The sequence below is a fragment of the Methylophilus sp. genome, from assembly GCF_008015755.1.
Lineage (GTDB): Bacteria > Pseudomonadota > Gammaproteobacteria > Burkholderiales > Methylophilaceae > Methylophilus.
Genome location: NZ_SSGF01000007.1, coordinates 175705 through 199006 on the forward strand (window position 1 = coordinate 175705; position 23302 = coordinate 199006).

Below are 23302 nucleotides of genomic sequence, written 5' to 3' on the forward strand. Positions count from 1 at the left end.
CGCCGCAAATAAAAACGGCCACACACAGGTGGCCGTTTGAATGCTGTGCCTAGGCGGCTAGTAACCCAGTGCGCGGGCGCTTTGGTAAAACAGAAAGCTGACGATCCACGCCAGACCTAGTGACCAGGCCAGCGACAGCCACATAAAGCCGCTGCTTTTACTCTCTGATTTGAGGGTGGCAATGGTGGACAGGCAAGGTGTGTAAATCAGCGTGAACAGCATAAAGCTCATGCCTTGTACCCAGTCGATATTGGCCGCAATCTGCTGGCTCAGCGCATCGCCTTGCAAGCCGTAAATAACCGCCAGTGAGCCGACGACGATTTCTTTGGCGACAAAGCCAAAGATCAAGGCAATGGCGAGCTGTGTGTCAATGCCTATGGGGTCTAGTACCGGCGCAAAAAAGCGGCCGATGCTGCCTGCCCAGGTGTCGGCGCTGGCGGGCACGGCGGTCGTCGGCAGATGCGTGAGCAGCCAGACCATGACCACGCCAATCACAATAAACTTGGTGGCGCGGGCTAAAAAGTGTTTGACCTCTTGCCAGCCACGCATCCAGATTTGCTGCGGGGTCGGAAAGCGATAAGGCGGTAACTCCAGCACAAACGGTTCGCGACTGGCAAACTTGTTTTTGAACAGAATGGCAGTGATGAAGATGGTCCCGAAGCTCACCATGTAGAGCGAAAACAGCACCAATGCCGCCTGTGACGGTGGGAACAAAATGGCAATAATAAATAAAAACACCTGTAGCCGGGCGGAACATAGCGATAAGGGAATCGTAAGCATGGTCAGCAGGCGCATCGGGCGGCTGCGCATCACACGCGTGCCCATCAAGGCGGGCACGTTGCAGCCAAAGCCCATCAGCATCATGACAAAACCACGGCCATCCAGGCCCATTTTGGCCATCAGCGTATCCATGAGAAAGGCCGCGCGTGATAAATAACCGCTATCCTCCACCATGCTCATGACTAAAAAGAACAGCACAATAATCGGCACAAATGCCGCCACGGTGCTGAATCCGGTATACAAGCCGTCGAGTAACAAGCCATTTAACCAGTCAGGCAAACTGGCCAGTGCCGGTTCAAGCACTTCGCTACGCAGGCTGTCAAACAGCCAGGCCATGCCCTCTTGTAGTGGTGCGCCCACCGTAAAAATAAACTGAAACAGCAAGAACACCGACAGCAGAAACAGTGGCAACCCCAGCCATGGGTGCAGCAAAATCTTATCCAGTTTATCAGTCAGGCTGTGATTGAGCTGGATAGGGAAATGCACGGTGCGGTCAATAATTTGGTGCATTTCCTGCTCAATGACGTTATCCATCTCCAGCTTGCCAGCAATTGTTTCTGGCGTCACCAGGTTGGGTTGCTGTAACAGGGTTTGTGCCGCCAGTTGCAGTGCCTCTGGACAGCCCTGGCCATATTTGGCGCTAATCGTGCGTACTGGCATGCCCAATTGTTTGCTCATCGCTTGTGCATCAATGGTAATGCCCGCGCGCTTGGCCTCATCTTCCATATTCAATAGCAACACTGCAGGCAATCCCAGCGCACGAATTTGCAAAGCGAGTGAGAGCTGGCGGTCAATCTGCGCGCTGTTTAAGATAATCAGCACCAGGTCAACCGGATGGTGGCTTAAAAAGTGGCGGACGACGTGCTCATCATCAGAAAAGCCATGCAAGTCATATAAGCCAGGCAAATCGACCAGTTCGGCAATATGGCCGCCCAGCAGTATTTTTGCGCTCATTAAGTCAACGGTGATGCCTGGCCAGTTGCCAACGCGGGCCGAGGCGCCGCTTAAACGATTGAACAGGGTGGATTTGCCCGTATTGGGCATGCCGAGCAGGGCAACACGTTTCATGCGGTGGTGGATTCTGTCTGGTTGGAGAGGAGATGCACATGGATGGCTTTGGCATCCAGTAGGCGGATAATGACGTCTGTCGAGCCGATACGTACATGCAACGGACCATTAAACGCCGCTTGACGAATTACTTCCAGCTTTTTGCCAGCGCGAAAACCCAATGCGCTCAGGCGTTGCGATAAGGCTTGCTCGGCATGAATGCGGTCAATGATGGCAGACTGGCCGGGTTTGAGGGCGTCAAGATGCATGTGCATATTATAAATGAGAATAATTCTTGATTTTATCTCAGAATGCCAGGCAAAGAAAATGTTTCTGTATGGGCAGAGGGGGTGGCAAGGGGAGGCAGAACCAATAAAAAAGCCAGTCTGAACTGGCTTTTTTATTGGCTAACAGCAGGGCTAGCGATTATTTCTTCTCGATGCCGCTGACATCAATTTTCGCTTTGTCTTTCAGACCCAGCATGTATTTTTCCAGTTTGCGTTGTTGCAAGGTACGCTCAATACCTTCTTGCACTTTCTCGTAAGGCGGTGCTTGCAGAGCGCGTGTGTCCACCAGTTTGATGATGTGCCAGCCAAATTGTGATTGAACTGGCTCAGGCGTTGTTTCGCCTTTTTTCAAACCCACCAGAGCTTCAGCAAATGGTCTGACCATGCCTGCTGGAGAGAACCAGCCCAGATCGCCACCCTTGTCTTTAGAACCTGGGTCCTGAGATTTTTCTTTGGCGATTTTGGCGAAGTCAGTACCTTTTTTCAGGTCAGCAATAATGGCTTTGGCTTCAGCTTCGGTTTTGACCAGAATGTGGCGTGCATTGTATTCTTTGTCGCCCAGCTCTTTTTTATACTGCTCGTAACCTTCTTTTTTCTCGGCATCGGTGACTGGATTCTTCTTGATGAAGTCAGCCAAGAATGCGTTAACCAGTAATTTGCGACGTGCCAGTTCTTCGCTGGCAATAAAGTCTGGCAATTTATCGATGCCGGCTTTTTGTGCTTCCTGGTAAGCCAATTCAGAACCAATTAGCTCGTTGACAACCGCTGCTTTCATGCCGTCGTTAGCCTTTTGGCCAGTACGTGCTTCAGCATCACGCAAAATAAACTCTACCCAGGTTTTTTTAATCGGTTTGCCATTGACTGTGGCAACCGCATCGGCATCAGCCGCGTATACATGTGGCAGTGCGCTTAAGCAAGCAATCGCCAACATTACTTTCAAAAATTTCATGCAATATCCTTATATAACGATTTGAATTGGTGCGATATTAAAAAACAGGAATGTTTCAAATAAATGACTCATCAGTCGAAAAGGCCTGAATACTGAGCGCGTGTATGCGATGAGGCATTAAATCTTGCAAGCATTGATAGATCATGCGATGCCGCATTATCTGTGATTTTCCTGAAAATAGCGAGCTTTTTACCGTGATGGTGAAGTGCCCGCCGCCCGTATTGCCGGCGTGTCCGCGGTGCAAGTCACTGTCATCTTGTATCTCGAGCAGATCGGGCGCCAGCGCCTGCAAACGTTGCTCAATCTCTGTTTTTAACATGCTATGGCAAGGTCTTTCTAAAGGGCTTGACCTCTACTTTGCCATATACACCCGCATGCACAAAGGGGTCGTCGTTAGCCCAGTCTGTGGCGGCTTGCAAAGAATCGAATTCTGCCACAATCAGGCTGCCGCTAAAGCCAGCTGCACCAGGGTCTACGCTATCAATGGCGGGCAGTGGCCCGGCGAGTAACAAACGTCCTTCATTCTGCAACTGTTGCAAGCGCGCCAGGTGTGGCGGTCTATGTTCCAACCGCAGCGGCAAGCTGTTAGCGGTATCTTGGGCGTAAATCATGTAAAGCATGGTTGTTGTCTCTTAGTCAGGCAGAAGGCGTGTTTTGTTCAATCCAATGTGCTTTTAAGGCAAACACCTGCACAATAATAAAGATAAACATCAGGCTGGTGGCACCAAACAGTTTGAAGTTGACCCAGTCATCTTCACTGAAATGAAAGGCGACGTAGAGGTTGAGGATGCCCATGCCTACCAGAAAGGCAATCCAGCACAGGTTTAATCTATCCCAGATGGCCAGCGGTGGCGCCATCATTTTGCCCAGCATGTTTTCAATCAGGTTGCGTTTAAGTGCGTAGCGGCTGAATAACAATGCCAGTGCGCCTATCCAGTAAATCGCCGTAGGTTTCCACATAATATAGGTTTTATCATGCAGCAATAATGTGATGCCGCCGAGTACCGTAATCACCGCGCCGTTGATCATCAGCATTTTGTCTATCTTGCCGCGTTTGATCCAGAGGATCAGCATGAGTACCAGCGTACTGATGATGGCGACCGCCGTGGCGGTAAAAATGCCAGCTTTTTTATAAGCGATAAAAAAGAGGATGACGGGGAGTAAATCGGTAATGACTTGCATGACTGGCTTCAGGCGACTGAATTCCTGCTATCTGTGAGGGCACTATTTTGCTATGATTTCTGTCAAAATGTAAAGTTAGTCGCTTTGACTGCCTCTTTTTTTTCAAACGGCGCGCCCATATTCATCATGTCTGTTCCCATTGATTTACATTGTCACTCCACCATGTCTGATGGCTTACTCTCGCCTGAAGAACTGGTCGCGCATGCTGCGAGCAAAGGCGTACGCGTATTGGCGCTGACCGATCATGATGAAGTGAGCGGGCTGGCGCGTGCCCGTGCCGCGGCCGAGCAACAAGGCATTTCTTTTATTGATGGCGTTGAGATTTCGGTGACCTGGCGAAAACGGACGCTGCATGTGGTGGGTTTACGCGTAAACCCGCAACATCCAGCATTGTTGGCCGCGTTTGCTACTGTACGCCAGGGGCGGGATGCCCGCGCTAGGCAGATTGCCGAAGGCCTGGCTAAGGCGGGCATCGCCGATGCTTATGAAGGTGCGCGTGAGTGTTCGGGTAACAGTGTGATGACACGCAGCCATTTTGCCCAGTTTATGGTGAAGCGCGGCCATGCCAAAAATGTCAAATCGGTGTTTAAAAAATATATGGTCAAAGGCAAACCAGGCTATGTCAATCATGAATGGATGAACCTGGATGAGGCCATGCAGCTGATTCGTGAGAGCGGTGGCGTCGCGGTATTGGCGCATCCTGGCCGCTATGACTTGGGTTTTGTGAATATGCATCTGTTGCTTAACGAGTTTAGAGACCTGGGTGGTGCGGCGATTGAAGTCGTCACTGGTAGCCATCAGCCACCGCAGTATGAGCAATTTGCCAAACTGGCACATCGCTTTGATTTGAAAGCCTCGCAAGGCTCTGATTATCACGGCCCGGGCATGTCTTATATGGATATGGGGCGCTTGCCAGCGTTGCCAGCCGGGTGTGTGCCAGTCTGGCAAGACTGGCCTGAGGCCAGCCAATTGCAGGCCTCAGTGAGTTAGGCGGTTATTATTCATGGCACAGTATTTTGTGATTCATGCGGAGAACCCGCAAACCAGGTTAATCCAGCAGGCGGCGCAGTTATTAAGGCAGGGTGGGGTGCTGGCGTGCCCTACCGACTCCAGTTATGCGTTGGTGTGCCTGATGGAGTTCAAGGATGCGCAAACCCGTATTCGCCGCTTGCGTGGTGTGGATGATGAACATCCGTTCACCCTGATTTGCCGTGACCTGGCGGAGATTGGCACCTATGCCAAAGTGAATAACAGCCAGTTTCGCTTGCTCAAGGCAATGACGCCGGGCGCTTATACCTTTTTGTTAGAAGCCAGCCGTGAAGTGCCGCGCCGCTTGCAGCATCCCAAACGCAGCAACATTGGTTTGCGAGTGCCCAAGCATGTGGTCACGCAAGCGTTGCTGGAGGCGCTGGACTCGCCCTTACTCAGCATGACTTTGCAGTTGCCTGATGATGAGGCGCCGATGTCTGTGGGCTGGGAGATTCGTGAAGCACTGGAACACCAGATTGACGCCGTCATCGACAGTGATATTGCGCATGTGGGCGCAACTACGGTGGTCGACTTGACCCAAGACCCGCCTGAACTGGTGCGCGCTGGTGTGGCACCATGGCCTTGATTTGAATGCCTTTGGCCGCAACTTGTAATATTCGACTCTACAGCAGAGTCTTGATGTTCGCTGAAAGAATGACATGGAACTGACTGTTGTACAGAAAATCGCCGCTTATGCCTTGCCCATCCTGTTTGCCATCACTGTGCATGAGGCAGCACACGGTTATGCCGCCAAGTTTTTTGGTGACCTCACCGCTGAGCGTATGGGCAGAATCACTTTAAATCCATTCAAGCATATTGACCCGATCGGCACTATTTTGCTGCCCGCGCTGAGTATTATCCTGGGCGGGGTGCTGTTTGGCTGGGCCAAGCCGGTGCCCGTTAACTTTGGCCAATTGCGTCGCCCCAAACAGGATATGTTGTGGGTGGCGCTGGCTGGTCCGGCCTCTAATTTTGCCATGGCCATTGTGTGGGGATTGGTGCTGGCGCGGATTGCTTTGTTTCCGGAATCTGCACAGGCTTTTTTGGCGCAAATGAGCCTGGCGGGCGTGCAGATTAACCTGGTCTTGCTGGTGTTGAATTTATTTCCGTTACCGCCACTGGATGGCGGCCGTATTGCGGTCAGCTTGCTACCAATGAAGGCTGCGATCAAGTTTGCGCAGATCGAGCGCTATGGCATGTTGATTCTCATCGCCCTGTTATTTACCGGCATTCTGGGCGTGTTGTTGTCGCCTGTCATCCGCTTCTTTCAGCATGTATTAACAGTCTTGGTCATGTAGTTTTTTGATAAAGCCGCTACCTAAGCGGCTTTATCATGTATGGCCATTTACTGTTTGATGGCGTCCAGCGTCAGCTTGCTCGGCACATGGTCGTGGTCTGCCTTCACGGTGGCCGGGGTGGCGATTGCAACCCGTTCGGCACCCACGCCAGCCGCTAAGAGTGCTTTCTGCATGGCATCAGCCCGTGTCTTGGCCAGCGCTTGCAAGTCAGCGTCAGTGACCTGGATACTGGTGGTGAGCGCCTCCTGTGCCTGTGCGTAAAAACCTTCAGGGGCTTTTTCCAGTTTGGCGGCCATTCGCTTGAGCAAGCCTTTATGAGTGAGTTTGTCGTGCAAGGTTTGTATCGCCGACTGCACTTTGCGGTTGTTCAAGTCAATCGGCCCTGGCGCTTGTCCTGGCTCCAGGCGGATGCCGACCTCGTCGGCCACTTGTTGTCGCAAGCCGGCTTCTTGAATCGCACGCGTGTCCACTGCCACATCATAGCCAGGCACAATACCCAATTTAAGTTGTTGGCGCTTTGCCAGCGCAGCGCTCACCGTGTGGAGTTTTTCCAGTTCCGGTGGCGCAATCGTCGCATTCCCGGGGTCGAAGACGATGGCTTCCAGTTTTTCACCACCGCCAAACAATTTACCCAGTGCGCTAAACGGCGCCGTTACAATCTTAGTCAGCACATTGGTAAACGCTTTCCAGACGATGCCGCCAATGCTGAATTTGGGATCATCGAGGCTACCGCTGACGGGCAAGTCCAGGTCAATCACACCGTTACTGTCTTCCAAAATCGCAATGGCCAGGTCTAGCGGCAGGTTGGGGGCATCTTTGCTATCGACCTTTTCACCCAAGGTGAGTTTGTTGATGACAAACTTGTTTTCACCGGCCAACTTGCGCTGCTTGATCTTGTAGCCCAAGTCCACAGACAATTTGCCAGACTCAATCCGGCGACCGGCAAATTTACCTGAGTAAGGCGTCAGGCGATTCATTTCCAGATTAGTGAATGCCAGTTTGATGTCAGTAAACTCGGTGGCCTTGAACGGTTGCAGGGCACCGCGGATACGCGCGGCGCCATAGTCGTCTACCTTGCCGTCCAGCTCGACTTGTGCAGTCGATGACGGATTGCTGGAAATACCGTTAATGACGCCGCCTAGGCTGTGTATGTTGGTGCCGAACGGTTGCGGCAATGACAAATCTGCAAACTCCAGCTCTGCGTTATTAATGCGTACGGTATCGATGCCGACCGGGAAGTCATTGCCAGGGCTAGCGGCCGTTGCCGTTGGGCTAGATTGGCTCACCGTGGCTGGTGTAGCCGCTGGTGTTGTTGCCTGCGCCTGGTCTGCTGCCTGGCCTGGAGCATTGGTACGCATGACTTTGGTGATGTTGAGGCTGCGATCCGGATAAATGATAAATTTGCTTTGCGGTTTGTTCAGCGTGAGCGTGCTTAATTGCAACTTGTTGGGTGCCAGTGACAAGGCCAAGCCGTCACCCTGTAGAGTTTCCCAGCGTAAAAACGGTTGCTGGCTGCTTTCCTCAAGGATAGATAGCTGGTTGATGCTAAAGCCACCGTTAAATGTGGTCGCGCCACTGCCTGTTTGTTGCAATTTGCCTTGCAGGCTGGCGGCACCACTCTCTAGTTTCAGTAGCGCTGCTTGCTGGAGATAAGGTGCAAAGGGTTTCAGTACCAGGTCGCTGAGTGTGCATTGCAACTCTGTTTTAAACGGCGCAGCTGCCAGTTTGCCTTGCACCTTAAACTGGCCGCCTTGTTTCACCTTAAACCCTGCTTTCAATGGCAGCAAGCGCGCCATATTCTGGCTCAGGTCGCTGGCTTCCACACTGGCATCGACCACATCTAGCACAACTGGTGTCGGTGTCGATTGATCTTCAATATGAATTTCTGCCTGCTGCAAGGCCAGCTGTTTCACTGCGTAAGCCCAGGGCTTGGTTGCTGCGGCGCTTTGCTTGCCAGTGGTGGTGGTCGCGGTGTTTTTGCCTGCAGCTGGTGTGAGAATAGTCTGCCAGTTCAGGCGTTGATCTGCTTGCCTGATGACGGCTGTTTTAAGTCCTTGCAATTGAATGGCTGCAATGTCTATTTTTTGCTGGTCTAGCGACAGCTGTGTATTGTTTAGCGCAAATTTGGCTAATTGTGCAGCGGGTTTTTTATCGGCTTGTAGGCTGAGTTGCGTCGCTTCCAGTTGTAGGTTTTTTAGCGCGAGGCCTGACGCATTATCTACAGCGAGCTGTAGATTGACGTCACCAACTGTGGCTTGTAATGGTTTGGCAAATTGTTGGTCGGTATAAGACAGCTGCCAGTGTGCCAGCGTGATGTCGTCTATCTTAAAGTGGAAAGCATCATCGGACTTTTGATTGGCAACCGTCTTGGTATCCGTGTTTGCCGCTGTTGTTGCAGCAGGCTCAGCAAAAGCATGTTGCCAATCCAGCCCGGTGGCCGTTTGTGTGGCAGACAATTGTCCTTTATCTAACAATATGTGTGCCACATTGGCCTGACGTTCTGCCAAGTTGAGGCTGACATGTTCAATGGCCAGTGCTGGTAGTGCAAACAAGGTTTTCTGCGCTTGCTGCAGCTGTATTTGCTCAGCGTGCAGGGTGAGGTCATCAAACTGCAGTTGCGCCTGATGGTCCTGATTGAACACCAGTTTAGGTAAGGCCAGGTGGCTGTTCGCGATGGCAAGGTCTGCCTGCGGTTTGTGGAGTTTGAATTGATCCAGCGTCACTGCGATGTCTTGCGTTGTGATCGAGAGCTGTTTTTGTTGATTCAGCGTGAGCTGTTTAGCCTTGAGTTCCAACTGCGTTAACGCCAGTTTGTCGCCAGCGGCTAGTGTGCCTGCCAAATCGTTCACACGCAGTCTGGCATCCGTCACCAACAACTTAGGCTGTTGATTCGGCAAAGAAAAATCATAGTTAAACTGGCTGGAAAACGTGCCTGTCTCCACTTGCAGCGGTAGGCTGGCCTGATTAACCCATTGCATCAGTTTGGCGATTTGCAGGCCTTCAATGGCCAGCGAGCCTTGAGACGCAACCGGGTTAACGCCAAAATTGCCTTTCCACTTAACCGTGCCGCCCTGGTAAGGCAGTTTAGCAGCAATCAGGTAGTCGCCACGGTCTTTGGGCAAGGTAGAGAACCCTTCCAGTTCAAAGTCCAGCGGTTTGATCGAGGCTTGCAGCGGTGTTGCATGCTGCACATCCTGGTAGTCGATATTACCCTGGCTGATCGCGATGTTTTCAATGATCACGCGCGGCAGGTCTGGGCTCGGTGGTGACGGGTCTTCATTCAGCTTTGCAATGAGGTCTGCCCAGTTAAGTCGCCCCTGTTTGGAGATATGAACATTGACGCGCGGGGCGGTCAGTACAATCTGTTTGAGCTTCCAAGCCCAGTCAAACAAGCCACTGGCTTCCATGTCCACCACCAGCTTGTCAAACGAGGCCAGCGGCGCGCCATTTTTTTCAGTCAATGCCAGTTTGTCGATGGTGGCGGTGAGGCGTAGCGGGTCAAATGTGACTTTTTCTACGCTGGCCTTGCTGGCTAATTGTGTCTCAGCGACCCAGGGCAGCAGCCATTTTGCCAGCGGATTAATCGCCAGCCAGGCAAATAAAAAATAAAAAACAAGCAGCCCGGCAAGCACCTTAAAGGTGAGTGACTGCCACACGGTGCGCAATGAAGGCGGTAAACGATTCAACATAGGCGTTAATTTAGCAGAAATTAAATCTGTTATACCGTTTGTTTGTGGTGTTTTATAACAAATCTTTGCGCATGTTGGCGCTTATAACGATGACCATGATAAGTCAGGCACGCACTGGGATGAAGGTGACATTGCCATCCATTTTCATGTATGCTTGAGTTAACGTGTTATACAGGATGCTGTTTTCAGCAGTAACTATGGCTTCAGAGCCGGATAAGTTGTCTCACAAACCCTCTCTTTTAGAACGATTAAGTCACTTTCTTCTGCGCGAGCCAGAAGACAGAGAGCAACTGGTTGAGTTGCTGCATGGGGCTTATGAAAATCACCTGATGGATAGCGATTCGCTCGCGATGATTGAAGGTGTGCTGCAAGTCAGTGAAATGCAGGTCAGGGATATTATGATCCCGCGGTCGCAAATGGACGTCATCGATATTGCCCAACCGCCAGAAAGCTTTTTGCCGTTTGTGATTGAAACAGCGCACTCGCGTTTTCCCGTCATTGAAGATAATAAAAACGATGTCATTGGTATTTTGCTGGCCAAGGATTTATTACGCTATTACGCTAATGAGTCGTTTGAGCTGCGCGATATGCTGCGTCCGGCAGTGTTTATTCCCGAATCCAAGCGCCTGAACGTCTTATTAAAAGAATTTCGCAGCAACCGTAACCATATCGCGATTGTGGTCGATGAGTATGGTGGTGTCGCAGGCATGGTTACCATTGAAGATGTGCTCGAGCAAATTGTCGGCGATATCGAAGATGAATACGATGATGACGAAGACGAAAGCAATATTATTCAGCAGGAGCCTGGCAAATACCGCGTCAAGGCCCTGACCGAAATCCCCGAGTTTAATGAAGCCATCGGCACCGCGTTTAGCGACGAAGAGTTTTCTACCGTTGGCGGCCTGGTGGTTAATCACTTTGGTCACTTGCCTAAGCGTGGTGAGCATGTCCGCATTGATAACTTAAGTGTGACCGTGGTGCATGCCGATAGTCGTCGTGTGCATGTGTTGCTGGTCGAGCAATTGCCAGAAGAGGCCTATCCGATCGAGTCAGTGTAAAGCGTCATGCTCTGATGTGAACCTATTGTTGTTTTAATTGCCTGAGTTTCTGATTATAAAGGAGAGTCGTGATGAGAGCACAAACTTGGTTGGGTGGGGTGTTGGCTGTTGCATTATTGTCTTTGAGTGTTGGCGCGGTGGCGGGAACCTCTGCAACTAAATTGCCAGAAGATGAGCAAGGCTTTGTTGATGCGGTGGGTAAACTGAATCGCGCCCAGCTCATTGCTGTATTAGGTGAACCGGCACGGGCTGAAGATGTGAAGTTAAAGGATAGCGGTCGTGTGGTCGCTTCTATCTGGCATTATCACAACATCAATAAAGATGCCGCCGGCGCTTATTATCCGACGACAGAGCTGGACCTGATTGATGATCAGGTCAGTGTGGTGGTGTTTCTGAATAACGATGGTTCTGATGCCAGCACTGGCCAGACTTATGAGGTTCAGCCTAATCCAGCGGATTTATAGGCGCTCATAAGGTGGGTTAAAAAACAAAGGGCGCTTTAGCGCCCTTTGTCATATGGATGTTGCCAAAAAATTATTTTTTCAGGCTGTCGCGGATTTCACGCAACAACACAATATCTTCTGGCGTGGCTGCCGGCGCTGGTGCAGGTTCTGCCTGTTTGAGGCTATTCATGAATTTGACCATTTGAAAAATGATAAAAGCCAGAATGATAAAGTTAAGCACGATGGTGATGAAGTTGCCGTAGGCCAGCACGGCGCCTAGTTTTTTGGCTTCTGCCAAGGCTAAATCTGCTGATTGGCCATTCAGCGGTACATATAAATTGCTGAAATCAAACCCACCAAAAATTCTGCCGATGACCGGCATAATCATGTCGTTGACCATGGAATCGACGATTTTGCCAAAAGCCCCGCCGATGATGACACCCACCGCCAGATCCATGACATTGCCCTTTAGCGCAAATTGCTTAAATTCGGTCATCACACTCATTCACTTACTCCTGATGTTAATTATTGTAGATAGATGCAAATGGTGACTATAGGCGCGGACTTGCATGCTTGTCAATTGTCGGCAGGGCAATCGTTTGTACCAGGCTCTTGCATTGCGCTGTGTGATATATTGGTTGTTCTGGTGGTTGACGAATAAGTTGAAGAGTCTAGATGCAGTTGTTTCATAGCTTGCGCGAATTGCGCACATTTTTGGCTGGTCGCGGGGATCAGCGCGTGGGTTTTGTGCCCACCATGGGGAATTTGCATGCCGGGCATTGCCAATTGGTGACGCTGGCGAAGCTGCATGCGGACCTGGTGGTGGTGAGTATCTTTGTGAATCCCCTGCAATTTGGCGCCAATGAAGATTTTGGCAGTTATCCGCGCACCTTGCAGGCTGACTGCGACAAGTTGCAAGCCGTGGGCGCCGACGTCGTGTTTGCGCCATCGGTGGCTGAGATGTATCCCGATTTTGATGGCCATTCTCTGCATCAGCAGGTGGTGATTCAACCACCCCCATTGGCCGATGACTTATGTGGCGCCAGTCGCCCTGGGCATTTTGCGGGTGTGGCCACGGTGGTCGCCAAGCTGTTTCATATGGTGCAGCCACAGGTGGCGGTATTCGGCAAAAAAGACTACCAGCAACTGATGGTGATCCGCGCCCTGGTGCGGCAACTTAATTTTGAGATTGAGATTATTGCCGGTGAAACGGCGCGCGAGCCGTCCGGGCTGGCGATGAGCTCAAGAAATGGCTATCTGACCGCGACGGAAAAAACACAAGCTGCCCAGCTCAACCAGCAGTTACAAATTATTCAACAGGCCTTGCTGGCCGGGCAGCGCGATTATGCGGCGTTGCGTGAACAAGCCTGTTTGGCGCTCAGCCAACAGGGCTGGCAGGTCGATTATGTAGAGATTCGACGTCAACAGTCACTGACCTTGCCGGATGCGCAGACGCGTGACTGGGTGATTTTGGCGGCGGCTCGATTGGGCAAGACGCGGCTCATCGATAACTGTGAAGTCAGCGCTGGCGGTGAATAAATGCGTTTTTGATAAATTTATTTTGCGCTAAGCCATTGATAACTCTATAATTACGACCTTTTCCGCGCGAGTGGAAGTTGGAGCTGAGGGACGCAATGCAAAGAACCATGTTGAAATCAAAGCTGCATCGAGTGCGTGTGACGCATAGCGAGCTGCACTATGAAGGCAGCTGTGCGATTGATGAAGCCTTGCTGGAGGCCGCCAATATTCATGAGTATGAGCAGATCCAGATTTACAATATCAACAATGGTGAGCGTTTCACAACTTATGCCATTCGTGCCGAGCGCCACTCAGGCGTGATTTCGGTCAATGGCGCTGCCGCGCATAAAGCCGATCCTGATGATTTGATTATTATTGCCAGTTATTCGCAATATACCGAAGCTGAACTGACCAATTACCATCCACAACTGGTTTATGTCGATGCGCAAAACCGCATTGTCGAACAAAAAAACCATATTCCTGCGCAAGCCGCCTGATTTTGAACACACCTATGCAACCACACATTGATGCCATGTCGTTAGACGACATGAAGCTGGCCGTCGTCGACGCGCTGGAAGATATTAAAGCCTTTGACATCACTGTCATGGACGTGCGCCGGATGACCGCGGTCACCAGCTACATGGTTGTCGCCAGTGGTAACTCCACCCGTCAATGCAAGGCGATTGCCGATAACGTACGTGAAAAGCTCAAAGAAAAGGGCATAGAAGCACGCGGTGTTGAAGGCGAAAAAGAGGGCGAATGGGTGTTGGTTGATTTGGGCGATATCGTTGTCCATGTCATGGTGCCTACCACCCGCGCCTACTACAACATCGAACAACTGTGGACCGAGTCACAGACGCGCCGCACGGCGTCTGCTGCCTAAAAGCACACCTCCTTTCCTGGTATGAAACTCAATATCATCTCGGTCGGCCATAAAATGCCAGACTGGGTTGAAAGCGCCTGCGCCGAGTACTTGAAGCGCATGCCGCGTGAACTCGACACACGCATCATTGAAATCAAGCCCGATAAACGGGCGGCCGGTAAAAACAGTGAAGTGGTTCAAGAGGCCGAGGCCAAGCGCATCCTGGAAGTGGCGGGTAAAGATTACCTGGTGGCGCTGGATGAGCGCGGGCAGGCGGTGACCACCTTGCAACTGGCTGAAAAGCTCAAAAGCTGGCAGGAAATGGGTCGTGATGTGTCTCTGGTCGTGGGTGGTGCAGACGGTTTGCACATACAACTTAAAAGTCAGGCGCAGTGGTTATTCAGCCTGTCTAAACTGACCATGCCACATGGCATGGTGCGTGTGATGCTGGCTGAGCAACTTTATCGCGCACATACGGTTCTAAGCGGACACCCCTATCATAGAGAGTAATTATGTCTAATGCCTTGGTCTGGTTGCGTCGCGACTTACGCGATGACGATCATGCTGCGCTCTATCACGCCTTAAAGCGGCATACGCAAGTGTATGTCGCTTTTGTTTTTGATACCGATATTCTGGATGCCTTGAGCGATAAACAGGATCGCAGGGTAGAGTTTATCTGGGAGAGCGTGCAGGCACTCAAGCAGGCTTTGCAAGCGCAAGGCGGCGATCTGCTGGTGCGTCATGGCCGGGCGCAGGAAGAAATTCCCGCCTTGGCACAAGCGCTCAATGTGACGGCTGTTTATGCCAACAAAGATTACGAGCCGCTGGCGATTGCACGCGATGCTGCTGTAGCGCAGACGCTACTTAACGCGGGGCTAACCCTGCACTTATTCAAGGATCAGGTGCTGTTTGAACAAGACGAAGTGATGACGCAAGCCGGCAAGCCATACGGCGTGTTCACCCCTTATAAAAATGCCCATCTGGCCAAGTTGAATGCCTTTTACTTAAAGGCCTATCCAGTCAAAAAATATACGAGCCATTTGGCGCAGGTGTCGCCCGAGCCGATGCCAAGCTTGGTATCGCTTGGGTTTACACCCACCAATCTCGCGGCTTTGCGGGTGCCGATCGGCATGGCGGGTGCCCGGCAGTTGTTTGACGATTTTTTGCAGCGTATCGACCACTATCACGACGCGCGTAACTTTCCGGCCGTTAAAGGTGTGTCTTATCTCTCTGTGCATTTGCGTTTCGGTACGATTTCTATTCGTCAGCTTGCGCGTGCCGCCTGGCAACTGTCAGTTGCTGGCAATGCCGGAGCAGCCACGTGGTTGAGTGAGCTCATCTGGCGCGATTTTTATTTTCAGATTCTGTTTCATCGGCCGGACCTGCAGCAGGGGCGTTCGTATAAGCCCGAGTATGAAACGCTGCCTTTTAGCAATGACCCAGGCTGGTTTGCCGCCTGGTGCGAAGGGCGAACCGGTTTCCCGATTGTGGATGCGGCCATGCGGCAATTGAACCAAACTGGCTATATGCATAATCGTTTGCGCATGGTGGTGGCCAGTTTTTTGGTCAAGGATTTGCTCATAGACTGGCGTTGGGGTGAGCGGTATTTTGCACAAAAGTTAATCGACTTTGACTTTGCTGCCAACAATGGCGGCTGGCAATGGGCCGCGTCGACCGGTTGCGATGCACAACCCTATTTCAGGATATTTAACCCGCAATCGCAGTCAGAAAAGTTTGATCCACAAGGCAAGTTTATCCGCAAATATGTGCCCGAACTTGCCGGTCTTGATGATCAACAAATTCATGCGCCATGGGCAGAAAAATTCCGCAAAAAATCCTTGTTTGACAATGGGTTAATGGGGGAATACCCGGCCCCTGTGGTGGATCATGCACAACAGCGCGAGGAGGCCTTGCGCTTATACAAAAATAATGTGAAGCAGAGATGACATTTGATGTAGAATAAGATCGTTTTACTTCGTGCTAAGGTGAGGTTTGTGTAGCGCCGGTGAGTGAATTAATCCGACTTTTTAACAACTATCCCTTCAACTTTTAGAAGAGATTTCCGTTAACTGAAAGACACACCTTTGCGAAGATCACACTGCAAGCTGTGTTGGGGATACCACAATTTAAATGCGCTTGAATAGCTTCTAAACATAATGACAAATATGAAAACATTAAAAGCGATCGTACTGACTGCCGTTTTGGTGAGTGTCTCAGGTTGTGCTACAACCAACAAAGACCCTCTCGAAGGCATCAACCGGGGAATTTATAAATTTAACGATGTGGCCGATCGCTATGCCATCAAGCCCGTCGCCAAAGCCTATAAAGCCGTTGCGCCGACGCCGGTGCGTACAGGCATCAGCAATTTCTTTAGCAACTTGGGCACCTTGACCACCGTTGTGAATGATCTGCTGCAACTGAAATTTGCTCAGGCATTTACCGATGCGGGCCGTTTCGTCATCAACTCGACGTTTGGCATTGCTGGTTTTATTGATGTCGCCAGCATGGACAAAATTGAAAAACACCAGGAAGATTTTGGCCAAACCATGGGCTATTGGGGTGTCGGCTCTGGTGCTTATTTAGTACTGCCGATTATCGGGCCAAGTACTGTGCGTGACGCCAGCGGTCTGTTTATTGATACCGTGACCTCAGATCCAATTACCTATTTACACAATACCGGCCAGATCCGCGCGCACAACCAGGTGCGTGCTGTGCAGTTTTTAGATAAACGTACGCAATTGCTGGACGCCACAGATTTGGTGGATGATGCGTCGATTGATCCGTATGCGTTTATGCGTGACGCTTATCTGCAGCGCCGTGCCAGCCTGATTCAAGATGGCCTGGTGCCAAAAGAGCTGTTGCAAGACGAGTTTGAGCCAGCTGATGAAGATGTGCCAAGCCATACAGAGCTAACGCCTGCGGCCGCTGATGCCGTGCTGTTGCAATCTGCTGCACCGATTGAAGGCCCTGAAGCTCAAGCTGCTGAAGGTGCGTCTGTCACCAGTCAGTCGCCTGTGCAAGCGTTGGAAGTCTCTGCTGTTGAAGCTGAGCCAGCCGAAGAGGTGTTGGAGGCACTGCCACCGTTGCTGGAGCAGGCTGACCAATCGACAAGCGAAGAGGTGCCTGTGGTTGAACAGGAATCAGCAGCGATTGTGGCAGGGATAGATGAGACCTTGTTGATGCTGGATGCAGGGGTGTCAGCACAGTAGTGTTACTCTCTGAGTGATAAAAAAGGCTTTGCATCATGCAAAGCCTTTTTTATTGGGTGTCACCGGCGCCGCCGTTTACTCAGCAGAGGCAATGGTCATGCGTTCTATCAGGATGGATCCTGTTGATCTCGAGCTGTTTGGAATCGTATCGTTGCCAATCGCCGTGATGTTCTTCAACATGTCTTTCATATTACCCGCGATGGTGATTTCTTCTACGGGATGCACAATCTGGCCGTTTTCTACCCAATAGCCAGCTGCGCCGCGCGAGTAGTCACCTGTGACCATGTTCATGCCATGACCCAGTAACTCGGTCACTAGCAGGCCGTTGCCCATGGTTTGTAATAATTGCTCAAGGGTATGGCCGGTTGAGCGCACCACAATATTGTGCGCACCACCGGCATTGCCTGTCGATTGCATGCCCAGCTTGCGGGCGGAGTAGCTGCCTAGCAAGTAGCCTTGCAGCACGCCGTTTTCAACCAGTATGCGTGGTTTGCAAGCCACCCCTTCGCTATCAAACGCACTGCTGGCAGCGCCTTTGAGCACAAACGGATTTTCATCAATGTGCAGTAACGGGCTAGCAATCGGCTGGCCCAGGCTATCCAGCAAGAAGGAAGATTTGCGGTACAAATTGCCGCCAGAAATCGCACTGATCAGGGTGCCAATCAAGCCACTGGCCAACGGCGCTTCAAATAAAACTGGATATTGCCCGGTTTTGATCGGGCGTGCACCCAGGCGTTTGACGGTACGCGAGCCTGCTATTTGGCCGACTTGTTCTGGCGTTGCCAGATCTTGCGCATCACGTGCGCTGCTATACCAGTAGTCGCGTTGCATCAGGCCATTGGCTTCGGCAATCACCGAGCAACTGATACTATGGCGCGAGCTAGGGTAGCCGCCAATAAAACCATGGCTGTTGGCATAGGCAAAGGCGCCGCTTTGGCTATAAATGCTGGCACCTTCACTGTTGCTGATCCGTGCATCAACGCCAAGGGCGGCTGCTTCACATCGTTTGGCCAAAGCAAGCGCCGCATCGACGTCGATCTGCCAGGGATGATGCAAGGATAAGTCTGGAAACTCAGTGGCCATTAATGCCGCATCTGCCAAGCCGCAGAAGGGGTCCTGCGCCGTATATTTCGCAATATTGCAGGCGGCTTCTACGGTGTCTTGCAAGGCTTGCAAGCTGAGGTCTGAGGTGCTGGCATAGCCTTTACTTTGACCAAAATAAACAGTGACCGAGCAGCCTTTGTCGCGGTTATATTCAATGTTTTCAGTTTCGCCTTGCCTGACGGAGACATTTTGGCCGGTGCCAAAACTGACCTCGGCTTCGGCACTGCTGGCACCTGCTTTACGCGCCAGGTGAATGATGTCTTGAGCGATTTGTTTAAGTTGATCCGATTGCATGCTGTACGCGCTAGTTTTTTGCTTGGCAGTTAAAGCTGGTATCATACCGTGATTTGGCAGAGATTGCTTTTACCATGACATCTGAAACCTTTGATGATTCCCAGCCCAGTAAAACCCGATTGAAAGCAGAGGCCGATGCTGCGCAGGAAATAGGCCGTCAACTGGTTGCTTTACCTAAAGAAAGATTGAAAAAACTACAGCTGGAAGAGGCTTTGCTCGACGCGATTGCTGAAGCCAAGCGCATTACCGCCAATGGCGCCATTCGTCGTCAGATGCAATATATTGGTCGCCTGATGCGCGACACAGACCTGGCACCGATTGTCGAGCAGTTGCAAAAGTGGGATGGCAAGCATCAGGAAGAAAATGCCCGCTTTCATCAGATGGAGCGCTGGCGCATGCGCATGCTGGAAGATGTGAAAGCGATTGAATTGTTTATTGTCGAGTTTCCGCACACGCCTGTGCAGCAAATGCGCACGCTGATTCGTAATGCGCAAAAAGAGCATGCGGCAGGCAAGCCGCCCAAAAGTAGCCGCGAGCTATTTAAAATCATCCGCGAAACCATGGAAGGCAAAAGCAGTCCCGAGGATGACGCGTTTGACGCAGCACTGCCAGCAGACGAGTCACTGGACGATTAACCATATAATAATATCAGCAGCAGATGGCGCGATGTACGCCATTTGCCAATCACTTAACAAAGGGAGCCAACATGCATAACCACATTGATCTGCAACTTGATTTAACTGGTTTGGAAAGTCCGCTGCCTATGCTGCAAACCAAGGATGCACTGGATCGTTTGTTACCAGGGCAGGTGTTACTGGTGAAGACCACCGCCGTCGGTAGCGAGCAAAATATTCGCAATCTGATCAACAATCACCCGGTGAAATTACTCTCCTTAAACAAGGATAACGGTGTGTTTCAATTTTTGATCGAAAAAGACGGCGTGCTGGCAAGCCAATAAACGCTTGCCAAGATACGTTTGTGCAGGCAGTTTCACGCTGCCTGCTACTGGTTGCTTACTCCGGTTTTTTGGGCGGTAGCAAAAACTTGCCAGGCTGGCGATAGAGTGCAGTAAACAGCTCCAGCCAAAAGGCTTTCCAATGCCGATAGCGCACTTTTCTCGACTTCATTGCCACATAAATCGCCAGGCCAAAACTGGTAATCAGATTGGTGGTGCCGACCAGTGCAATCCCCAGCACGCTGGTGGCGATGATGTAATGACTGACCTGGAAATCTAACGCCGGTAATGCGTAGCCTGAAAACGCCGCCACAAACGTCACGTGGCGAATATCCAGCGGTAAGCCCAGCATCACGCCCAGCCCCGAGGCAAAGCCTAACAAGCAGCCAAAATAGAAGTTACCGGCCAGCGCGCCCAGATTGTGGCGGATATATTCAGTAATACGCCATAGGCGATCTTTGCCCAGAAGTCGTTGTAACCACTGCAAATGCCCAAGTCGCTCAGGAATCCGGTTATAGGCGGCTAAATTGTCGTGATAACCGGCAATGAGACCGGATAAGAACAGGCAGACACCCGCCACGGCTGCATAGAGCACCGTCAGGCTAATCAGCGGGTTGTTGCTGTCCAGCAAGGCATGTGCTTTTTCGGCGCCGATAAAGTGATGACCGGTGGCTTGTATCACGAGCCAGTCAATCAGAATCGCCATCGGGATCACCACCACCACGTTGCCTAAAATGGCAATGGTCTGACTGCTGGTCGTTTGTGCCACGATATTCACCAGGTTATGGATATTTTTACTGTCGTGGCCATGGTCGTCTATGGTGGCTGCGATGGTGGCTGCTGTCATGGCCGGTTGTTTGGTAGCAACTGTAAAATGCAATAAATGAATAATCACAAAGCCCAGACCATAATTCAGGCTGAACAAAATCGCCTCGGTGAGCGGTGCCAGGTGGTAGCTGGCAATGATGATTTTAAACAGCGCCATGATCGCAATAATGATACCGGCCCCCATGGCAGAGCCCATGAGTTTATAGTACTCATGACGATGTTGTGCGATGTAATGTTCGCCGGTGTGGCTGGCGTTTTCGGTCACGCGCAAGGCCAGTAGCTCGGTATTTTGTCGCCAGTATTCAGCCAGGTTATTTTTCTTGCATTCGGCATCCACCAGTTGCTTGAGCAGTCGTGTGATGGCCTGGCTGACATCGTGCTTCAGAATCAGCCCGTGCAAAATGTCCAGCAGTAGCTGCATGCGTTGAATCTGTTGCAGGATGCGTTGCATGAGCGCCGTGAGCGAAATGCTGGTGCCGGTTTTGGCATTTGACTTGCGGATTTCGTAAGTCAGTTGCTCGCAGCGTTTGAGCACGGTGTAGAGATGCTGAATATCTTCGGCCCGAATCGCGCTGAGCGCCAAAAATTTTTGAATCTCGATATTCTGCGTGATAAACGGTGAGTCATTGGACTCCAGGTCCTCATGCTGCAAAATCAGCTCAGGGTCTAGCCCCGAAGCCGATAAGCGATAAGACAGCACTTGCAGAGCGTCTTTGACCTCCTGAATACAGTTTTGCTGTTGCGTGGCATCGCCCTGGCTGATGTCCAGCGTTTGCATAAAGTCGCGCCAGACGGTATCCGGCATGCCTATCACCCAGTCAACATCGCTGTTTTGATGAAAAATCTGACCAAATACATCTTTTAAATATTTGGGATCTGGCACATCTGGCAAAAGTTTGTGCGAGAGTCTGCGGTAGATTTCTGTAAAAAAGCCGAGGTCAGACTGAATGCCGTGATCAGAATAAAGTGAGATCACACTTTTTTCATTCAGCAGTCTTAGCAGGCTATTACGTAGCGATAAGGCATATTGCGGGTGTTGCTGCAATAAAAAACACAGTGCCTGTAATGCCTTGCTGGCACTTTCAATATCAGTCGATACGTTGGGGCGAATATCATCAAACAATGCTCGCAAAAACTGGATATCATCCAGGTCACCAGCAGCCTCACGAGCAGCCTGATGATCAAAGGTGGGTTGAAACATGCAAAAAGCTTTCTTTTTTTATTTTAATAAGGGTGTTGCTGCTGAGCTGCTGTCGCGCTTTACAGCTGAGCCTCAATCGTCAGCGGTTCGCCCTCACGTTCTAATTGTAAACGAATGGCTTTGCCACGGTATTTTCTCACCAGGCTGGAGAGTTGGGCGGCGTCATCCACTTTTTCCTGATTGATGCTGAGCAGTTGATCGCCGCGCAACACGCCGCCTTTTTCAGCCGCAGACTCATGAATGACCGCAATCACACGCACCCCCGCGCTCTTGCCGGTTTCAGGCGCTGCATCCTCATTTTGACCTGACTTTTTAGGCACCAGCTTAATGACGTGGATGCCAAGCACTGGTGGCGGCAGTTTGGCCCAAAAGGTCGCATAGTAGCGATAAGTGCCGGGCTTGGTTGCCATGTCTTTTTCGGTGAGCGATTGTCCTTTTTTAACCGCTTCTTTAATCACTTCCATCCTCGAGGCTGGTGACGCGCCGCCCGCTTTTTTCATGTAAACCAAGATGCTGTCTGCCTGAATCTCGCGACCGTGGTTGAGCGCCTGCGCTGCGTCGACTTCGCCTGCTTCAAAACTGCTAAATCCCATCAGATCGTAGCCATTTTCCAACATTCTGATGTTGTCCTCTTCGCGGCGGGTGCCACTGAACATTTGTGGTTCCGGCTGTGCTTGCAGTGAGCGCAGGTTGCCCTGATTTTGCGGCTGATAGTGACTACTGTAAGGGTTGTCTTCTGCCCAGCTGAGCGGGCTTGCAGCCAGCGCTATCAACACCATGGCATGTTTAAACCATGATAACCGCTGGTCTGACCGGGAAGCGTTTGCGATAAGGGATGGTGCAGGCATGCACAGGCGGTTCATTGAATTCTCCATGATCGAATAACAGGTTGTAATGTTATGATGTATTGGTACATTAACACAGACATAATTGACGTAGACTAAGTTATGCAAGAACAATTCACACGCATTGGATTAGTTTCTATCAGTGACCGTGCCTCACAAGGCGTGTATGAAGATAAAGGCATCCCGGCGCTCACCGCCTGGCTGGCACAAGCGGTGGTTTCTCCTTATACCATCGTCACCCGCCTGATTGCCGATGAACAAGCCACCATTTCTCATACCCTCAAGCAATTGGTCGACGACGAGGCTTGCCACTTGGTGCTCACCACTGGTGGCACCGGACCTGCGCTTAGAGATGTGACGCCAGAAGCTACCTTGGCCATTGCTGACCGCGAGATGCCGGGCTTTGGTGAGCAAATGCGGCAGATTAGTCTGCGCTTTGTGCCAACCGCGATTTTGTCGCGCCAGGTCGCGGTGATCCGCAAGCAATGCCTGATTATTAACTTGCCAGGACAGCCGAAGTCGATACAAGAAACACTCGAAGGCCTCAAAGATCGTGAAGGCAACACGCTGGTGCCGGGGATTTTTGCGGCTGTGCCATATTGTCTCGACTTACTGGCGACGAGCGGCCAACCGATGCCTTATCTGGAGACTGAGGACAGCATCGTCAAAGCCTTTCGCCCAAAGTCTGCCATACGCAAATAAATTTAATTCTTAAGTTACTAAA

General features: G+C 51.2%; 24 protein-coding genes and 1 pseudogene. 14 read left to right on the top strand and 11 right to left on the bottom strand.

Annotated features, from left to right (window positions below; genetic code table 11):
• Positions 1-57: 57 nt before the first annotated feature.
• The 6 genes from feoB to E6Q52_RS03405 form a co-directional block, all read right to left on the bottom strand.
• A complete protein-coding gene (gene feoB, locus E6Q52_RS03380) occupies positions 58-1848 on the bottom strand; it encodes a ferrous iron transport protein B (protein ID WP_292818436.1) in 1791 nt (596 codons plus the stop codon).
• A complete protein-coding gene (locus E6Q52_RS03385) occupies positions 1845-2102 on the bottom strand; it encodes a FeoA family protein (RefSeq protein ID WP_292818439.1) in 258 nt (85 codons plus the stop codon). The genes feoB and E6Q52_RS03385 overlap by 4 nt, the downstream gene beginning before the upstream one ends.
• Before the next feature lie 151 nt (positions 2103-2253).
• Positions 2254-3063, bottom strand: a complete 810-nt coding sequence (locus E6Q52_RS03390; RefSeq protein WP_292818442.1) for a peptidylprolyl isomerase — start codon at positions 3061-3063, stop codon at positions 2254-2256.
• Between the two features lie 55 nt (positions 3064-3118).
• Positions 3119-3382, bottom strand: a complete 264-nt coding sequence (locus tag E6Q52_RS03395; protein WP_292818445.1) for a BolA family transcriptional regulator — start codon at positions 3380-3382, stop codon at positions 3119-3121.
• 1 nt (position 3383) lies between these two features.
• The gene (locus tag E6Q52_RS03400) at positions 3384-3683 is read right to left on the bottom strand and encodes a YciI family protein (RefSeq protein ID WP_292818448.1); all 300 of its coding nucleotides are present in this window, start codon (positions 3681-3683) and stop codon (positions 3384-3386) included.
• Between the two features lie 16 nt (positions 3684-3699).
• Entirely contained in the window at positions 3700-4245 is a 546-nt protein-coding gene (locus E6Q52_RS03405; protein ID WP_292818451.1) for a septation protein A, read from the bottom strand.
• Between the two features lie 126 nt (positions 4246-4371).
• Here E6Q52_RS03405 and E6Q52_RS03410 point away from each other — a divergent pair, with 126 nt between their 5' ends.
• The 3 genes from E6Q52_RS03410 (at position 4372) to E6Q52_RS03420 (ending at position 6572) form a co-directional block, all read left to right on the top strand.
• Positions 4372-5235, top strand: a complete 864-nt coding sequence (locus E6Q52_RS03410; protein ID WP_292818454.1) for a 3',5'-nucleoside bisphosphate phosphatase — start codon at positions 4372-4374, stop codon at positions 5233-5235.
• A 13-nt stretch (positions 5236-5248) separates the two neighbouring features.
• Entirely contained in the window at positions 5249-5860 is a 612-nt protein-coding gene (locus E6Q52_RS03415) for an L-threonylcarbamoyladenylate synthase (RefSeq protein ID WP_292818457.1), read from the top strand.
• A gap of 73 nt (positions 5861-5933) precedes the next feature.
• Positions 5934-6572 (top strand): site-2 protease family protein, encoded by a 639-nt coding sequence (locus E6Q52_RS03420; protein WP_292818460.1) that lies wholly within the window; start codon positions 5934-5936, stop codon positions 6570-6572.
• Between the two features lie 47 nt (positions 6573-6619).
• Here E6Q52_RS03420 and E6Q52_RS03425 read toward each other — a convergent pair whose 3' ends face one another.
• On the bottom strand, positions 6620-10261 hold the full coding sequence (locus tag E6Q52_RS03425; RefSeq protein WP_292818464.1) for a DUF748 domain-containing protein: 3642 nt from the start codon (positions 10259-10261) through the stop codon (positions 6620-6622).
• 197 nt (positions 10262-10458) lie between these two features.
• Between E6Q52_RS03425 and E6Q52_RS03430 the strand changes: the two genes are divergently transcribed.
• On the top strand, positions 10459-11319 hold the full coding sequence (locus E6Q52_RS03430) for an HlyC/CorC family transporter (protein WP_292818467.1): 861 nt from the start codon (positions 10459-10461) through the stop codon (positions 11317-11319).
• 71 nt (positions 11320-11390) lie between these two features.
• On the top strand, positions 11391-11783 hold the full coding sequence (locus E6Q52_RS03435; RefSeq protein WP_292818470.1) for a hypothetical protein: 393 nt from the start codon (positions 11391-11393) through the stop codon (positions 11781-11783).
• Positions 11784-11853: 70 nt separating this feature from the next.
• Here E6Q52_RS03435 and mscL read toward each other — a convergent pair whose 3' ends face one another.
• Complete coding sequence (mscL, locus tag E6Q52_RS03440) at positions 11854-12267, bottom strand: large conductance mechanosensitive channel protein MscL (protein ID WP_292818473.1); 414 nt, start codon at positions 12265-12267, stop codon at positions 11854-11856.
• Between the two features lie 170 nt (positions 12268-12437).
• Here mscL and panC point away from each other — a divergent pair, with 170 nt between their 5' ends.
• From panC to E6Q52_RS03470, 6 genes and pseudogenes are all read left to right on the top strand, one after another.
• Positions 12438-13301 (top strand): pantoate--beta-alanine ligase, encoded by an 864-nt coding sequence (panC, locus tag E6Q52_RS03445; RefSeq protein WP_292818476.1) that lies wholly within the window; start codon positions 12438-12440, stop codon positions 13299-13301.
• Positions 13302-13396: 95 nt separating this feature from the next.
• Positions 13397-13777, top strand: a complete 381-nt coding sequence (panD, locus tag E6Q52_RS03450) for an aspartate 1-decarboxylase (RefSeq protein WP_194740750.1) — start codon at positions 13397-13399, stop codon at positions 13775-13777.
• A gap of 14 nt (positions 13778-13791) precedes the next feature.
• Positions 13792-14163: a ribosome silencing factor gene (gene rsfS / locus E6Q52_RS03455; protein ID WP_292818483.1), complete on the top strand. Its 372-nt coding sequence runs from the start codon at positions 13792-13794 to the stop codon at positions 14161-14163.
• 21 nt (positions 14164-14184) lie between these two features.
• Positions 14185-14652: a 23S rRNA (pseudouridine(1915)-N(3))-methyltransferase RlmH gene (gene rlmH, locus E6Q52_RS03460; protein ID WP_292818486.1), complete on the top strand. Its 468-nt coding sequence runs from the start codon at positions 14185-14187 to the stop codon at positions 14650-14652.
• Positions 14653-14654: 2 nt separating this feature from the next.
• The gene (locus E6Q52_RS03465) at positions 14655-16088 is read left to right on the top strand and encodes a deoxyribodipyrimidine photo-lyase (RefSeq protein ID WP_292818489.1); all 1434 of its coding nucleotides are present in this window, start codon (positions 14655-14657) and stop codon (positions 16086-16088) included.
• Positions 16089-16307: 219 nt separating this feature from the next.
• Positions 16308-17033: pseudogene (locus E6Q52_RS03470) on the top strand (VacJ family lipoprotein); the annotation flags it as partial.
• Positions 17034-17426: 393 nt separating this feature from the next.
• Here the strand turns inward: E6Q52_RS03470 and pmbA are convergent.
• On the bottom strand, positions 17427-18749 hold the full coding sequence (pmbA, locus tag E6Q52_RS03475) for a metalloprotease PmbA (RefSeq protein ID WP_292818492.1): 1323 nt from the start codon (positions 18747-18749) through the stop codon (positions 17427-17429).
• 74 nt (positions 18750-18823) lie between these two features.
• Here pmbA and yjgA point away from each other — a divergent pair, with 74 nt between their 5' ends.
• Together yjgA and E6Q52_RS03485 are read left to right on the top strand one after the other, a co-directional pair.
• On the top strand, positions 18824-19384 hold the full coding sequence (yjgA, locus tag E6Q52_RS03480) for a ribosome biogenesis factor YjgA (protein WP_292818495.1): 561 nt from the start codon (positions 18824-18826) through the stop codon (positions 19382-19384).
• Between the two features lie 71 nt (positions 19385-19455).
• Positions 19456-19707 (top strand): sulfurtransferase TusA family protein, encoded by a 252-nt coding sequence (locus E6Q52_RS03485; RefSeq protein ID WP_292818498.1) that lies wholly within the window; start codon positions 19456-19458, stop codon positions 19705-19707.
• Positions 19708-19762: 55 nt separating this feature from the next.
• Here the strand turns inward: E6Q52_RS03485 and E6Q52_RS03490 are convergent, their stop codons facing one another.
• Entirely contained in the window at positions 19763-21733 is a 1971-nt protein-coding gene (locus tag E6Q52_RS03490) for a site-specific recombinase (RefSeq protein ID WP_292818501.1), read from the bottom strand.
• A 59-nt stretch (positions 21734-21792) separates the two neighbouring features.
• The gene (locus E6Q52_RS03495; RefSeq protein WP_292818504.1) at positions 21793-22512 is read right to left on the bottom strand and encodes a PDZ domain-containing protein; all 720 of its coding nucleotides are present in this window, start codon (positions 22510-22512) and stop codon (positions 21793-21795) included.
• 168 nt (positions 22513-22680) lie between these two features.
• On the opposite strand from E6Q52_RS03495, the gene mog reads away from it, so the two are divergent.
• Positions 22681-23280 (top strand): molybdopterin adenylyltransferase, encoded by a 600-nt coding sequence (gene mog, locus E6Q52_RS03500; protein ID WP_292818507.1) that lies wholly within the window; start codon positions 22681-22683, stop codon positions 23278-23280.
• Positions 23281-23302 lie beyond the last annotated feature (22 nt).